This is a genomic window from Streptomyces cirratus (genome assembly GCF_014650775.1).
GTDB classification, from domain to species: Bacteria; Actinomycetota; Actinomycetes; order Streptomycetales; family Streptomycetaceae; genus Streptomyces; species Streptomyces cirratus.
This window is the reverse complement of the sequence record NZ_BMVP01000017.1, coordinates 1-12,630: the sequence shown is the minus strand read 5'-3', so window position 1 is coordinate 12,630 and position 12,630 is coordinate 1. Positions and strand designations below refer to the sequence as shown.

Here is a 12,630-nt window from a genome sequence, read left to right as displayed (position 1 = left end):
GGCCGCCGGGGCGCCACCTCACCGGGGCAGCGAGTTCAGGAGGGCGGCGCCCCGCTGGGCGTCGTCCACGCTGACCGCGAAGTCCCTGCCCCGGGAGCGGATGACGAGGCAGGGGCCCCGCCGCACCATCACCGTCGTACCGAGCCCGCTGATGCGGTAGCCCCAGCCGCCCACCTGCATGGGCCTGCGCTCCTCCACGCGGGCCGGTACCTCGATCTCCCCGGGGGACCAGCGCCTCACGGGCCGTCCGAGCGGCCCGTACGCCACCTCCAGCGCCCGGCCGGTGATCCGCACGGTCACGGAGGCGAACACCAGGAGCAGCAGGGCCGACAGGAGCAGCACCGCCGCCGGCGCCCACACCAGGGCCACCGGCCCCACCAGCCCCACGACGGCGAGCCCGACCGCGACGAGGGCGAGGAAGACGGCCGTCGCCTGCATCCACCGGTTCGCCGCGTGTGACCGCCACAAGACCTGTTCGGCCTGAGCCATGACGCCTCCAAGATTCCCGGTCCTCCCAGTCTCCACCCACGGGCCCCCGCGCACTGCGGCGTTTACGGTGGGAAGTGAGCGGGTCGAAGTGGAGCCCCGGGAGGCCGGAGATGAGCGACGAGCGTGACGCGTTCCTCGAATGGGCGCGGACCCGGCTGCGGGACGCGGAGAGCGCCGTGCACAACGGGGACGCCGGGCCGCGCTTCGCGCTCTGGTCCCGGCGCGAGCCGGTCTCGGTGATGGGCGCCTGGATGTCGGCCGTCGGGTACGAGCAGATCAGCGAGCTCTTCCACCGGCTGGCGGACTCGTTCTCGGACTGCACCGCGTACGCGTACGAGATCGTCGCGGCGGACGTCGTCGGCGACATGGCGTACACCACCGGCTACGAGCGCACCCGGGTCAGCGTCAACGGCGAGCCGCGCCGCTACGTGCTGCGCGTGACCCAGGTCTACCGCCGCGAGGGCGGCGAGTGGAAGGTCTGCCACCGTCACGCGGACACGCTGGAGACCGACCAGAGCTGACCGGTCCGTTCAGGCGGGTTCAGGCGGGGGTGCCGAACGAGGAGCCGACGCCGTCCTCCTCGATGGACTCCACGAGGGGGTTCGCCCGCAGGGCGGTGACCTGGTCGGGGGAGAGCGGGGCGGCGAAGCCGTTCATCGCGGTGTGGAAGACGTGCACCGGCCTGATCCCGTGGTGGTCCGCCACCATGGCCGGGTCCATGCCCCGCCGTACGGTCACCACGTACGTCGGCCACTCGTCCGGAGCCGGGTGGGCCGCGCGCGGCGCGGAGCCGTGGGTGGCGGCGGTGACGGCCGTGGCGGGCAGGGCGGCCACGGCGGCGAGGGCGGTGACGGCGACGGCCGCCCGGCGGGTCCAACGGGGTCGGTTGCGCATGGCCGCGACGCCATCACGCACGGGGGTCCCGGTCAACGACGTCCGGCGGCGCGCCCCGGCCCGGCGGTGGTGAACGCCGAATGCGCCCCCTCCCTGTCGGCCAACCGGGGGTGGCTCCTCAAGGCGCACCGGTAGGTGCCCGATGCATGGAAGGGGCGCGCCCCTTTCGGCGTACCCGTCCGTGAGGTGGCGGTGCCTCGCATCCTCAGCCACCTGCCCGAAAGTTCCTCCATGCGCCTGCTCGCCCGTGTGACGACCGCCGCCCTGCTCGCCATGACCCCGGCCCTCGCCGGCAGCGCGTCCGCAGCGGCCCCCGAGCCGACCCCGGCTCCGTTGATCGCCTCGACGGACGCGGTGCCCGGCCAGTACATCGTGACGCTGGACAAGGGCGTCGACGCGGGCGCGCTGACGAAGAAGCTGGGCTTGAAGCCGAGGTACCTCTACCGCCACGCCATCAACGGCTTCGCCGTGCCGATGACCCGGCTCCAGTTGGAGGCCGCCCGCAAGACCCTCGGGGTGAAGACGGTCGAGGAGGACACGAGGATCTCCGCCGTGTCGGACGGCTCGCACGACGACCGGCGGGCGATGGGCTCCCCGACCTCGCTCTGGGGCCTGGACCGGATCGACCAGAGGACGCTGCCGCTCGACGACGACTTCACCACCAAGGGCGACGGCGCCGGGGTGACGGCGTACATCCTGGACACCGGCATCGACTACGACCACGACGAGTTCGACGGCCGCGCGACCTTCGGCTACGACGCCGTCGGCGACGGCAGGCAGGGCATGGACTGCCAGGGCCACGGCACGCACGTCGCGGGTACGGTCGGCGGCAGGACGTACGGAGTCGCCCGTAAGGCCGACCTGGTCGCCGTCCGCGTCCTGGGCTGCGACGGCACGGGCTCCTACTCGGGCATCATCGCCGGCATGGACTGGGTCGCGAACAACGCCAAGCAGCCCGCGGTGCTGAACGCCTCGCTCGGCGGCCCCTGGTCCGAGGCGGTCAACAACGCCGCGAACGCCCTCTCCGACCGGGGAGTCCTGCCCGTCGTCGCGGCGGGCAACAGCTCGGAGGACGCGTGCAACATCTCGCCGGCGTCCGCCGACCGCGTGGTGACGGTGGCGGCGAGCAACAGGTGGGACGAGGAGACGAGCTTCTCCAACTACGGTCGCTGCGTCAGCCTCTACGCCCCCGGCCAGGACATCACCTCCGCGAAGCTCGGCGGCGGCAGCGTGGCCCTGAACGGGACGTCCATGGCCTCGCCGCACGTCACCGGTGTCGCGGTGCTCTACAAGCAGGCGCACCCGGCCGCGACCCCGGCGGAGGTCGCCGAGTTCCTGGGCGACGCGTCCACCAAGGACGTCCTGACCGGTGTCAGCCCGGGCAGCCCCAACCGGCTGCTGTTCACCAACGGTCTCTGAGCGACCCCACGAAGTCGGCCCAGGCCTGCGCGCGGAACACCACGTGCGGGCCCTCGGGCCGCTTGGAGTCCCGGACGGGGACGATGCCGGGGTGGCCGTCGGAGACTTCGAGGCAGTTTCCGCCGTCGCCCCCGCTGTGGGTGGACTTCCGCCAGGTGGCCATCTCCAGGCAGTCGCCGCCGTCGCCACCGCTGTAGCTGGACTTGTGCCAACTGGCTGCCGTCAGGTCATAGTCATGCAAGCTGATCATGTTCGAAATCCTCCGCCACCGACTCGATCAGAGCCAGCGACTCCCGTGGGGAGAGCGCGTTGGCCATGAGGAGATCGTAGGTCAGAGTGTGCTGGGCGACCGTGGACGGATCGTCGAACAACTGGCCTGTTCCCATGCCTTGGACGTAGGCGAGCGGGGGAGCGTCCTCGAAGGACATCAGCTTGAGGGAGCCCAGCAGCCCCGCGTGGAAACCCGCGCTGAACGGCAACACCTGCACGACGATCCGGTGTGACCGGATCAGGCTCGCGATGTGACGCAGGGCCTCGGCGAGGATCGATGGGTCGTCCCCGCTCCGGCGCAGGATCGCCTCGTCAAGCACGCACCAGAACACGGGGGTTGTTGGATCACCGAGCAGCGCCGCCCGTTCCAGGCGGTTCCTGACCAGCTCATCGATCACGTCCTCCGTCGCCGTCGGTTGGTACGCGCGGAACACGGCCCGCGCGTACGCCTCCGTCTGCAACAGACCTGGGATGATCAGCGGCGCGTACTCCCGGATGGTCTTCGCCAGCGCCTCCGCTTCGGCCGCCGCCGCGGAGTGGTCCGGGTACTTGGACTTGGCCGCCGCCTCGCAGTTGCGGGCGAAGAATCCGTCCGTACGGAGGATCTCGTCTATCTGGCGGGCGACATCGAGGTGCATCCGGCGTGTCCCGGCTTCGAGCTGGCCGATGAACGAGCCGCTGACGAACAGCCGTTCGGCCAGTTCGGCCTGGGTGAGGCCCGCGCGTTCGCGGGCGACGCGGAGTTCCGCGCCCAAAAGGGCGCGGGGCGAGGAGGAGGGGTCGAGGTTCTTTGGTCCCGGCATGGCAACTCCTGGTCCAACACGTGCGTTTGTGCAGGGTCCGACGTTGAAAGGCTAGCTACCGAGTAGCCACTCTGTGTGCAGAACGTGATTACTCAGAGCGAAAGGGACATGTCATGGTGCTCTCGCCGAAGGAACGGATGCTGGCGGCCGAGGAGGCCGTGGGGCAGTTGAAGGAGGCCCTCGGGGATGTGGGTGTGGTCTTCCCGTCGCTGGGGGTGGACGGGGTGTCCGCCGCCGGGACGTACGGGCTGCCCCTGGTCGACCTCGGGCGCTGCAACCTGGACACCGCGCTACGGCTGGCCGCCGTGCTGCACGAGCGGGCGCATCCGTGACGGGAGACGAACGGGCGCGGTGCGAGGCGGTCTTGAAGGGGCTGGCGGAGGCGGCGCGCGGATGGGAGTTCGAGCTGGCGTGGAAGTTGTGCTGGCTGGAGAAGGGAATGGTGAGGGCCGGGTGGAAGCGTGCGGGCATGGGCCTTTCGGTACGGGTGTCGCAGGACGGGCGCAGCGGGCTGTGGACCGCTGTCGGCGATGACGGGAAGCGGAGGGTGAGCGAGACGGCCGACACGGCGGACGAGGCGACGGCGTTGGTGCAGGAGGCGTTCGGCCTCAAGGCGTGGCGGCCTCAGCCGCCTCCGCCGCCCGGCTGGCAGCGGTTCTCGCTGGTGCACAGCCCGGCCGGGGAGTTCCCGGGGTTCGACGACCGGCGCTATGACGCGATCAAGGCGTGCCCGCCGACCGGGTGCGTGGTCGAGGACTTCGGCGGGTGCTTCGGGCTCCGCTGCGAGCGGCCGGGGGCGCGGCTGCTCGACGCGGTGGCGCCGCTGTGCGGGGAGATCCGGGCCGGGTACGGGCTGCTGATGACGGGCCTCGGGATCGAGAAGCTGTGGGAGTGGTCGCAGGACGGCCCGGACGGCTGGGGCGCGGAGATCGTGGGCCAGCTGCTGCTGATGGCCGCGGAGCGCGGCCCGAAGCTGGGCTACGACGTGGAGGACCTGGTGGCCTACCTCCGCACCGCCGCCGGGGGGTGCGGGGCCTGATCAGCGGGGGCGGAGGTATTCGACCTGGGCGAGGGGGGCTCCGTCGCCGAAGTCGTGGGTGCGCACGGAACCGGATTCGGTGAAGCCGGACTTCACGTAGAAGCGACGGGAGCGGGGGGTGTCGCGCAGGGTCCAGAGGTGGGCGCCGCCGTATCCGTCGTCGTGCAGGCGCTGGAGCGTCGCGGTCATGAGGGCGTCGGCGATGCCGGTGCCCCAGGCCTCGGGGTGGGCGTAGAAGGTGTGGATCTCCGCGAGGGCGGGCCGGTCCGCGGACGGGCCGGAGGAGGACATGGCGAGCGGGCGGCCGTCGAGCCGGGCGAGGAGGATCGTGGCCGTGTCGTCGGCGACCCGGGCGTGCCAGCGGGTGAGCCGGGCGCGTACCTCCCGGGAGGCGAACTCCGCCTCGAAGAAGGGGGCGTACGCCGCTTCCCACGAGGCGGCGTGGATCTCCCCGAGCACGTCCCCGTCGGACGGCGTGGCGCGACGAATCTCGATCATCCGATCACCTTATGCACGCCGTCCTCGTACGGGCCGGAGAACCGGTCAAGCCGGGGCCGGTTCGGGGGAGGGGGGTGTCAGGGTGGGGGACGGGCCGGGGTCGGTGTTGAGGTCCGTCAGCATCTGCGGCGTGAAGCCGAAGAAGTAGGTGGCGGCGAAGCCGACCGCGTAGCCGACCGACAGGCCGCCCGCGTAGACGGCGATGGCCGGGCCGAGACCCGTCGGGCCGTCCAGGAGCGGGAACAGGGCCCAGCCGGAGGGGCCGATGGCCGTTGAGCCGAAGCCGGCGCCCAGCTGGTTGAAGAGGCCGACGAACGCGCCGCCCGCCGCCCCGCCGACGCAGGCGGTGACGAAGGGGCGGCCCAGCGGCAGGGAGACCCCGTAGATCAGCGGTTCCCCGACGCCCAGGAAACCGGCCGGGAGCGCCGACTTGATGGTGGTGCGCAGCGACCGGTTGCGCGGGAGGCGGTAGTAGACCGCGATGGCCGCACCGACCTGGCCCGCGCCCGCCATCGCGAGGATCGGCAGCAGCACGGTGTAGCCGGAGTGCTCGATGAGGGTGGTGTGGATCGGGATCAGGGCCTGGTGCAGGCCCAGCATGACCAGCGGCAGGAAGAGGCCGCCCAGCACCAGCCCGGCGAACGCCCCGCCGGTGGCGAGGAGCCGGTCGGCGAACCAGCCGATGCCCCCGGCGACTTCACCGGCCAGGTACATGAGCCCGAAGAGGGTGACCAGGCCGGGGAGGAGGACGGTGAGGGTGGGCGTGACCAGGTTGTCCACGGCCTGCGGGACCCAGGTCCGGCACCACCTCTCCACGTACACGGCGAGCAGCGCGGCCGCTAGCGCTCCGAGCACACCGCCCTGCCCCGGCGCGAGGTGCTGGCCGAACGCCTCGATCTTCGCGACGCCGGGGAAGACGATGATCGCCGCGACCGCGCCGCCGAGCACGGGTGTGCCGCCGAACTCCTTGGCGGTGTTGTAGCCGACGAACACGGCGATCAGGGACATGAAGCCGGACGCGATCGCGGCGAGGGCGGGGACGACGGCGGGCAGCAGGCCGGAGTTGGTGAGCAGGCCGTTCAGCCCGGCGATGATGCCGCAGCCGATGAGGGCCGGGATGAGCGGGACGAAGATGTTCGCGATGCGGCGCAGGAGCAGTTTGACGGGAGTGGCGTTGCGCGCCTTCCTGGCCTCTTTCAGCGCTGTACCGCGTTCCAGGAGGGCCCCGGCCGTGGCGGGGCGGGCGGGGGGCGCGGTCCGTGCGGGGGGCGCCTCGCGCACCAGCGCCTCGAACTCGGGCGTCACGCGGGCGACGGCGCCCGGTCCGAGCACGATCTGGTAGGTGTCGTCGTCCACGACCCCGAGGACGGCGGGGACGGCCTTGAGCGCCTCGTCCTGGACGAGGGCGCGGTCGCGCAGGCCGATGCGCAGCCGGGTCATGCAGTGCGCGACGGAGGTGACGTTGTCCGGGCCGCCGACCAGGGGGAGGATCGCGGCGGCCGTGGCGCGGTGCGTGTCGGGGGACATGGGTGGGATCGCCTCGCTGCTGGTCGGGTGGGCGGCTGCCGGTCGGTGGGGATCAGTGCGTCCGGGTGAGGGCCGCGCGCAGGTGGCCGTCCGTGTCCGCGAGGAGGGCGGCGGCGGTGGGGCCGTCGACTCCGCCGAGGATGACGAGGACGGCGTTCTTGACCTCGCCGCCGGTCGCGGCGAGCGCGGCCTCGATCTCGTCGTCCGGGGCGCCGGTGGCGAGCGCGACGATGCGCCGGGAGCGGGCGCGCAGCTTGTCGTTGGTGGCGCGGACGTCGACCATCAGGTTCCCGTACGTCTTGCCGAGGCGGATCATGGTGACGGTCGAGATGAGGTTCAGTACCAGCTTCTGCGCGGTCCCGGCCTTCAACCGGGTGGATCCGGTGAGGAATTCGGGGCCGACGACGACTTCGATGCCGTGCTCGGCGGCTGCGGCGAGCGCGGAGCCGGCGTTGCAGGACAGCCCGACGGTGAGCGCGCCGCGGGTACGGGCGAACTCGACGGCGCCGATCGCGTACGGGGTGCGGCCGGAGGCGGAGACGCCGATGACGGTGTCGGTGGCGGTGAGGCCGAGTGCGGTGAGGTCGTCGGCGGCGAGGGCGGTGGAGTCCTCGGCGCCTTCGACGGCCTTGACCATGGCGGTGGGGCCGCCCGCGATCAGGCCGACGACCTGGCGTGGGTCGGTGTTGAAGGTCGGCGGGCATTCGCTGGCGTCGAGCACGCCCATGCGGCCGGCGGTGCCGGCGCCCGCGTAGACGAGCCGGCCGCCGCGGGCCATGCGGGCGGCGATCGCGTCGACGGCCGCGGCGATCTGCGGGAGCCGGTCCGCGACGGCGGCCGGGACGGTGGCGTCCTCGGCGTTCATGAGGCGGACGATGTCGAGGGTGGGCAGCCGGTCGATCTCGGCGAGGTCGGGGCGGAAGGCCTCGGTGGTGAGGGCGTCGAGCTGGGCACGCAGTTCCGCGTGGGCGGTCATGGGCGGGTCCTAGCGCTGGGGGCGTCTCGCGTCGGGGGCTGAGGTCGGCACCGTATTTTCGTCCGGGGTGGGGGTCAAGGCGCCATGCCCGGGGCGGGGCCCGCGGGTGAAGACGCATCGGCTTTCCCCGTACTCGCCCGTACGGGTTCACAATGGGCCCATGGACCACGCGACCCCCCTTGAGCAGGCGCTGCACGCCGCCCGCGCCCTTGTACTCGCCGATCTCGTCGCGGGCGAGGTCGCCGAGGCCGATGTCGTGTCCCTCGTGGAGGACTCGGTCACGCACCGCCGGTGGTGGGTGGAGCAGTGGCCGGAGGGGGTCGACTACCTCGCCGGACTCGTCGCGCAGGACGTGCAGGACGCGCTGCTGGAGAAGTACGGGCGGTGGCCGCTGTGCCCGGTGTGCGCGCACGGCGATCCGCATTCCCTGGACGTCGAGCCGGAGCTCGGGCCGGATCCGCACTGGGTGTGCTCGGAGGCGGGCGTGCGGGTGGCGGCGGTGGGCGGACTCGGCCCCGTCTTCGGCCGGCGGTGAGCGACGGGTGACGGTGTACATAGACCCGCCGACCTGGCCGGGTCACGGCCGGATGTGGTCGCACCTGGTCAGCGACGTCTCGTACGAGGAGTTGCACGCCTTCGCGGCGTCGATCGGCTGCCCGCCGCGGGCGTTCGAGCGGGACCACTACGACGTGCCGTCGTACCGGTACGCGGACGCGGTGGCGGCGGGTGCGGTGGAGGTGGGCAGCAAGGAGCTCGTCCGCCGGATCACGGAAGCGGGCCTGCGCCGCCCGAAGGGGCGCACGGTCTGAGCGGTCCTGCCCCGCCCGCCCTGCCCGCCCCGCCTCTCGGGCCTGCCTGCCGCCTGCTCAGCCCCTGGTCAGGGCGTCGGCGGGGGCCGGGCGGGGCGTGGAGGAGGCCAGGACGCGGGAGCGCGTGGGGCGGTCGAGACGCCGGGCGAGGGCGGTCAGGGCGAGGGCGGTGACCGTCATCGCGGCGCCCGCCCAGGCGGTGGCGGCGAAGCCGAAACCGGCGTCGATGACGGTGCCGCCGAGCCAGGGGCCGCCGGTGTTGCCCAGGTTGAACGCGGCCGTGGTCGTGGCGCCCGCGAGGGTGGGGGCGGCCCCGGCGACGTTGAACAGCCGGGCGTTCAGCGCCGGGGCGGTGAAGAAGGCCGAGAGGCCGATCAGGAACGACAGCGCCACCGCCGCCACCGCGAAGGACGCGAGCAGGGCCAGCGAGACGAGGAACACCGTCGAGGCGGCGATGCCCCACAGCAGCACCCCGAACAGGTGCGCGTCAGCGACCCGCCCGCCGATGGTCGTACCGACGAGCGCGCCCACCCCGAACAGGCCCAGGATCCACGGCACCCAGCCGGAGTCCAGCCCGGCCACGTCCGTGAGCAGCGGGGACAGGTAGCTGAACGCGCAGAAGACCCCGCCCGCGGCGAGCGAGGTGACTCCGACCGACAGCCACACCTGGCGGTCCCGGTAGATCCGCAGCTCCCTGCGCAGCCGGGGCTTCTCGGCGGGCAGCGGGATGCGCGGGATCAGCGCCAGGATCCCGGCGAGGGCGACGGCGGAGGCCGCGCCGACGGCCCAGAACGCCGAGCGCCAGCCGAGCTGCTCGCCGAGGAAGGCCCCGGCGGGCACGCCGAGGACGTTGGCGATCGACAGTCCGCCGATCATGACGGACATCGCCCGGGCGCGCTGGTCCTTGTCGACCATGGCGATGGCGACGGCCGCGCCGACCGCCCAGAACCCGGCGCAGGCGAGCGCGGAGACCACGCGGGAGGCGAAGAGCAGCTCGTACGAGGGGGCCAGCGCGCCCGCCACCTGCCCGAGGCCGAAGAGGGAGATCAGGCCCACGAGGGTCGTGCGGCGCGGCAGGCGCAGGGTCGCGACGGCCAGCAGTGGCGCCCCGACGACCATGCCGATCGCGAAGGCCGATATCAGCAGGCCGGCCTGCGGGATGGTGACGCCCATGTCCTCGGCGATGGGCGGCAGGAGCCCGGAGAGCATGAATTCGCTGGTGCCGAGGGCGAAGACGGACAGGCCGAGGACGTAGACGGCGACGGGCATGCGGGAGCGTTCGGGGGCTGCGGGCATGTAGTGCACAAACCAGCCACAACGGTGACGCATTCCCGGTCCCTGCCGGATTTGTCAGGTCGCGTCCGTCAGGGTGGCCAGCTCGGCGGCCAGGTTGCGGCGGGCCGTGGCCTCCCAGTGGGCGGTGCCGTAGGGGGTGCGGAAGAGCCGGGGCAGGCCGAGCAGCTGGCGCAGTACGGCGGCGCGGCCGTCGCGGAAGGCGTCGTCGGGGACGAAGCCGTACTCGGCGCGGACGGCGGTGACGTAGGCGGCGTAGGCGTCCGGGGACCCGGCGAGGACGGCGAGGTCGGCGTCGCAGAGCACCTCGCCGTTGGTGTCACCGGCCGCGGGGTCGTGGGTGACGGTGAGGCGGACCAGCCGGGCGACCTCGGCGGTGCGGGCCGGGTCGATGCCCAGTTCGGGCAGGGCGCGCTCGGCGAGGGCGGCGCTGCGCTCTTCGTTCTCGGACCGGTCGGGCCGGTAGACGGCGTCGTGGAACCAGGCCGCGAGCTCGACGGCGGCGGGGTCCTGCGCGTGCGGCGCGAGTACGTCGATGCGTGCGAGTACGTCGGCCAGGTGCGCGGTGGTGTGGTACCGGCGCTGCGGCTCCGCCCAGGCGGCGAGGAGGCGGTCGGCGTAGGGCGTGGCGTCGAGCCCGGGGGCGGCGCCGGCGGCGGCGGTGGTGGCCTGCCAGCGGTCGCGGAGGTCTGTGGTCATGGGCACATTGTGGGGGTGGCGTGGCGGTGCCGGTCGTGGTGCTGGTGGTGGGTGGGCGCGGGCCCGTATTCTGAGATTGGACTAGACCTATTTTTCCGAGGATGGGATCGATCGAATGAGCAACCGTGCGCTCCTGGAGGTGATCGCCCTCGACGTGGAGGACGCGGTCGCGGCCCAGGCCGGTGGGGCGGACCGACTCGAACTGGTCACCGACATGGCCGCCGACGGGCTCACCCCGCCGCGCGAGACCTTCGCGGCGATCCGGGCGGCGGTCGACATCCCGCTGCGCGTGATGCTCCGCCGGACGGACGGGTTCGCCGCTGGCCGGGTCGACCTCCTCGTCGCGCAGGCGCGGGAGCTGCGGGCGGAGGGCGCGCGGGAGTTCGTCCTCGGCTTCCTGAACCCGGACGGCGAGCCGGACCTCGCCGCCGTCGAGGCGGTGGTCGCGGAGCTGGGCGGCTGCCACTGGACCTTCCACCGGGCCATCGACCGGGCGGCCGACCGGGACCAGGCCCGCAAGGCCCTCGCCGGCCTGCCGGGACTGGACACGTTCCTGACGGCCGGGTCGGCGGCGGGGGTGGACGAGGGGCTGCCGGTCCTGGTGGCGGAGGCGGCGCGACGGGGCGAACCGGGTTACGGGGCGCGGATCCTCGTCGGCGGCGGCCTGGCGCTGGACCACCTCCCGGCGCTGCGGGAGGCGGGCATCAACGCCTTCCACATCGGCGGCGCGGCCCGCCCGACGGGCTGGTCGGGCCCGGTGACGGCGACCGCGGTGGCCGAGTGGCGGACGGTGCTGGACGCGTAGCGCCGCGGGCGCGGGTGCGGGTGCCTTCGGTGCCTCCGGGGCGGGGGCCGGCCGGGGCCTCTCGACGGAGGCGAGCCCGGCCGGGCCCTGCGGGAACGGGACGGCCCGGGCGGGGCTTGCGGAGCGGTCGGTCGGTCGGGGCGCCGGGTGCCGCAGGGCCGTCGCGCACCGGGGTTGACGGCTCGTCAACCCCCGTTACTTGCGCGGGTGCGATGCCCGGCGGCCGGGCGGCGTCAGCAGAACTTGCTCTCCAGTGCGGCCTTCGCGCCCGCGTTGTAGCCCTTCTCGTAATTCGGGTCGAGCTGGGTGAGGTTGTTCTGCTTCTGCTCGCCCACCGCCTTGCAGGTGGTCTTCGTGTCGTCGAAGCCCTTCCTGAAGCCCTTGGAGTACTGGGCCTGCGCGTCCTGCTGTTCGGCTTCCTTGACCGTGCCGCAGGTGGCCTTGTCGCCGCCCGAAGAGGCGGTCACCTTGCCGGCCGGGATGAAGCCGCTGGTGGAGTTGAACTCACCGTTGTCGTTGGCGTTGCCGCTGGAGGTGAAGCTGTGGGTGGCGGAGCCGCCCTCGACGACCACCTCCACTCCGGGTTGCGCGCCCTTGACGTTGACGTCGTAGTGGCCCGGACTCGTCGGGGTCTGCTTCACGCTGCAGGTGAGGGAAGGCACCGCCGCCTGCGCGGAACCCGCCAGGAGCGACACCGACCCGAAGGCCAGTGAGGACACCGCCAGCGGCGTCAGTACGGCCAGTCGTACACGTCGGTTCATTGTTCGTCCTTCTCTCGGAGACAAGGCGGCCGAGCGGGGACCACGCGACGGCCGAGCGGGCACCACGCGGCGATCAGCGTGCGGCGCGTGCCGGGCCCGGCAGGAACGGGGGCCCGCGGGCCTCCCGGAGCGGTGGCCCCTCACACGGGCCCCGCGCCTCGTGGGCCCCGCCCGCAGGGGCGGCCCGGGGCACCTTCACGAGGTGATTCCATCGTCCGGCCGTCCGGGCCCCGTGTCCACCGGAGTTACGGGTGGGCCGGCACCCGGTCCGGCAGCCGCTCCGGTGCTAGTGCTGTGACCGGGAAGGTTCGCCGGGTTGAGCGGTCAGGCTGCGGTGGGTAGGGGTCT

17 protein-coding genes are annotated in these 12,630 nt (G+C 73.0%); 7 read left to right on the top strand and 10 right to left on the bottom strand.

Features of this window, described 5'->3' with window-relative positions; genetic code table 11:
- Nucleotides 1-18: 18 nt before the first annotated feature.
- The gene (locus IE207_RS28360) at nucleotides 19-489 is read right to left on the bottom strand and encodes a hypothetical protein (RefSeq protein WP_190187173.1); all 471 of its coding nucleotides are present in this window, start codon (nucleotides 487-489) and stop codon (nucleotides 19-21) included.
- 110 nt (nucleotides 490-599) lie between these two features.
- Here IE207_RS28360 and IE207_RS28355 point away from each other — a divergent pair, with 110 nt between their 5' ends.
- Nucleotides 600-1,010 (top strand): nuclear transport factor 2 family protein, encoded by a 411-nt coding sequence (locus tag IE207_RS28355; protein ID WP_190187172.1) that lies wholly within the window; start codon nucleotides 600-602, stop codon nucleotides 1,008-1,010.
- A 19-nt stretch (nucleotides 1,011-1,029) separates the two neighbouring features.
- Here IE207_RS28355 and IE207_RS28350 read toward each other — a convergent pair whose 3' ends face one another.
- On the bottom strand, nucleotides 1,030-1,383 hold the full coding sequence (locus tag IE207_RS28350; protein WP_190187171.1) for a protease inhibitor I9 family protein: 354 nt from the start codon (nucleotides 1,381-1,383) through the stop codon (nucleotides 1,030-1,032).
- Nucleotides 1,384-1,614: 231 nt separating this feature from the next.
- Between IE207_RS28350 and IE207_RS28345 the strand changes: the two genes are divergently transcribed.
- Nucleotides 1,615-2,802 carry a S8 family peptidase gene (locus IE207_RS28345; protein WP_190187170.1) on the top strand — a complete coding sequence of 396 codons (1,188 nt, stop codon included), beginning with the start codon at nucleotides 1,615-1,617 and terminating at the stop codon, nucleotides 2,800-2,802.
- On the opposite strand, the gene IE207_RS28340 is transcribed toward IE207_RS28345, so the two are convergent.
- Together IE207_RS28340 and IE207_RS28335 are read right to left on the bottom strand one after the other, a co-directional pair.
- Entirely contained in the window at nucleotides 2,786-3,052 is a 267-nt protein-coding gene (locus IE207_RS28340; protein ID WP_190187169.1) for a DUF397 domain-containing protein, read from the bottom strand. The genes IE207_RS28345 and IE207_RS28340 overlap by 17 nt on opposite strands.
- Complete coding sequence (locus tag IE207_RS28335; protein WP_190187168.1) at nucleotides 3,036-3,875, bottom strand: helix-turn-helix domain-containing protein; 840 nt, start codon at nucleotides 3,873-3,875, stop codon at nucleotides 3,036-3,038. Before IE207_RS28335 ends, IE207_RS28340 begins: the two co-directional genes overlap by 17 nt.
- A gap of 113 nt (nucleotides 3,876-3,988) precedes the next feature.
- Between IE207_RS28335 and IE207_RS28330 the strand changes: the two genes are divergently transcribed.
- Both IE207_RS28330 and IE207_RS33480 read left to right on the top strand, forming a co-directional pair.
- On the top strand, nucleotides 3,989-4,207 hold the full coding sequence (locus IE207_RS28330) for a hypothetical protein (RefSeq protein ID WP_190187167.1): 219 nt from the start codon (nucleotides 3,989-3,991) through the stop codon (nucleotides 4,205-4,207).
- A complete protein-coding gene (locus IE207_RS33480; RefSeq protein WP_229874101.1) occupies nucleotides 4,204-4,914 on the top strand; it encodes a hypothetical protein in 711 nt (236 codons plus the stop codon). The genes IE207_RS28330 and IE207_RS33480 overlap by 4 nt, the downstream gene beginning before the upstream one ends.
- Here the strand turns inward: IE207_RS33480 and IE207_RS28320 are convergent, their stop codons facing one another.
- Genes IE207_RS28320 through murQ form a run of 3 tightly spaced genes read right to left on the bottom strand, consistent with a single transcriptional unit; the run spans nucleotide 4,915 to nucleotide 7,915 of the window.
- Nucleotides 4,915-5,412, bottom strand: a complete 498-nt coding sequence (locus tag IE207_RS28320) for a GNAT family N-acetyltransferase (protein WP_190187166.1) — start codon at nucleotides 5,410-5,412, stop codon at nucleotides 4,915-4,917. It abuts the gene before it with no gap.
- A gap of 45 nt (nucleotides 5,413-5,457) precedes the next feature.
- Entirely contained in the window at nucleotides 5,458-6,939 is a 1,482-nt protein-coding gene (locus tag IE207_RS28315) for a PTS transporter subunit EIIC (RefSeq protein WP_190187165.1), read from the bottom strand.
- Between the two features lie 52 nt (nucleotides 6,940-6,991).
- Nucleotides 6,992-7,915, bottom strand: a complete 924-nt coding sequence (gene murQ, locus IE207_RS28310) for an N-acetylmuramic acid 6-phosphate etherase (protein ID WP_190187164.1) — start codon at nucleotides 7,913-7,915, stop codon at nucleotides 6,992-6,994.
- Nucleotides 7,916-8,075: 160 nt separating this feature from the next.
- Between murQ and IE207_RS28305 the strand changes: the two genes are divergently transcribed.
- Nucleotides 8,076-8,450, top strand: coding sequence for a DUF8819 family protein (locus tag IE207_RS28305; RefSeq protein WP_190187163.1), 375 nt, complete (start codon nucleotides 8,076-8,078; stop codon nucleotides 8,448-8,450).
- Between the two features lie 7 nt (nucleotides 8,451-8,457).
- Complete coding sequence (locus IE207_RS28300; RefSeq protein WP_190187162.1) at nucleotides 8,458-8,724, top strand: DUF4031 domain-containing protein; 267 nt, start codon at nucleotides 8,458-8,460, stop codon at nucleotides 8,722-8,724.
- Between the two features lie 57 nt (nucleotides 8,725-8,781).
- Here IE207_RS28300 and IE207_RS28295 read toward each other — a convergent pair whose 3' ends face one another.
- Together IE207_RS28295 and IE207_RS28290 are read right to left on the bottom strand one after the other, a co-directional pair.
- Entirely contained in the window at nucleotides 8,782-9,993 is a 1,212-nt protein-coding gene (locus IE207_RS28295; RefSeq protein ID WP_190187264.1) for a Cmx/CmrA family chloramphenicol efflux MFS transporter, read from the bottom strand.
- An 81-nt stretch (nucleotides 9,994-10,074) separates the two neighbouring features.
- Entirely contained in the window at nucleotides 10,075-10,716 is a 642-nt protein-coding gene (locus IE207_RS28290; RefSeq protein WP_190187161.1) for an HD domain-containing protein, read from the bottom strand.
- A gap of 115 nt (nucleotides 10,717-10,831) precedes the next feature.
- Between IE207_RS28290 and IE207_RS28285 the strand changes: the two genes are divergently transcribed.
- Nucleotides 10,832-11,521, top strand: coding sequence for a copper homeostasis protein CutC (locus IE207_RS28285; RefSeq protein WP_190187160.1), 690 nt, complete (start codon nucleotides 10,832-10,834; stop codon nucleotides 11,519-11,521).
- A 233-nt stretch (nucleotides 11,522-11,754) separates the two neighbouring features.
- Here the strand turns inward: IE207_RS28285 and IE207_RS28280 are convergent, their stop codons facing one another.
- A complete protein-coding gene (locus IE207_RS28280) occupies nucleotides 11,755-12,282 on the bottom strand; it encodes a hypothetical protein (protein WP_190187159.1) in 528 nt (175 codons plus the stop codon).
- Nucleotides 12,283-12,630 lie beyond the last annotated feature (348 nt).

Bases quoted from the DNA above. Each gene is read 5' to 3' on its own strand.
- IE207_RS28360 (WP_190187173.1), bottom strand. From the start codon at position 489: ATGGCTCAGGCCGAACAGGTCTTGTGGCGGTCACACGCGGCGAACCGG.
- IE207_RS28355 (WP_190187172.1), top strand. From the start codon at position 600: ATGAGCGACGAGCGTGACGCGTTCCTCGAATGGGCGCGGACCCGGCTG.
- IE207_RS28350 (WP_190187171.1), bottom strand. From the start codon at position 1,383: ATGCGCAACCGACCCCGTTGGACCCGCCGGGCGGCCGTCGCCGTCACC.
- IE207_RS28345 (WP_190187170.1), top strand. From the start codon at position 1,615: ATGCGCCTGCTCGCCCGTGTGACGACCGCCGCCCTGCTCGCCATGACC.
- IE207_RS28340 (WP_190187169.1), bottom strand. From the start codon at position 3,052: ATGATCAGCTTGCATGACTATGACCTGACGGCAGCCAGTTGGCACAAG.
- IE207_RS28335 (WP_190187168.1), bottom strand. From the start codon at position 3,875: ATGCCGGGACCAAAGAACCTCGACCCCTCCTCCTCGCCCCGCGCCCTT.
- IE207_RS28330 (WP_190187167.1), top strand. From the start codon at position 3,989: ATGGTGCTCTCGCCGAAGGAACGGATGCTGGCGGCCGAGGAGGCCGTG.
- IE207_RS28320 (WP_190187166.1), bottom strand. From the start codon at position 5,412: ATGATCGAGATTCGTCGCGCCACGCCGTCCGACGGGGACGTGCTCGGG.
- IE207_RS28315 (WP_190187165.1), bottom strand. From the start codon at position 6,939: ATGTCCCCCGACACGCACCGCGCCACGGCCGCCGCGATCCTCCCCCTG.
- murQ (WP_190187164.1), bottom strand. From the start codon at position 7,915: ATGACCGCCCACGCGGAACTGCGTGCCCAGCTCGACGCCCTCACCACC.
- IE207_RS28305 (WP_190187163.1), top strand. From the start codon at position 8,076: ATGGACCACGCGACCCCCCTTGAGCAGGCGCTGCACGCCGCCCGCGCC.
- IE207_RS28295 (WP_190187264.1), bottom strand. From the start codon at position 9,993: ATGCCCGTCGCCGTCTACGTCCTCGGCCTGTCCGTCTTCGCCCTCGGC.
- IE207_RS28290 (WP_190187161.1), bottom strand. From the start codon at position 10,716: ATGACCACAGACCTCCGCGACCGCTGGCAGGCCACCACCGCCGCCGCC.
- IE207_RS28285 (WP_190187160.1), top strand. From the start codon at position 10,832: ATGAGCAACCGTGCGCTCCTGGAGGTGATCGCCCTCGACGTGGAGGAC.
- IE207_RS28280 (WP_190187159.1), bottom strand. From the start codon at position 12,282: ATGAACCGACGTGTACGACTGGCCGTACTGACGCCGCTGGCGGTGTCC.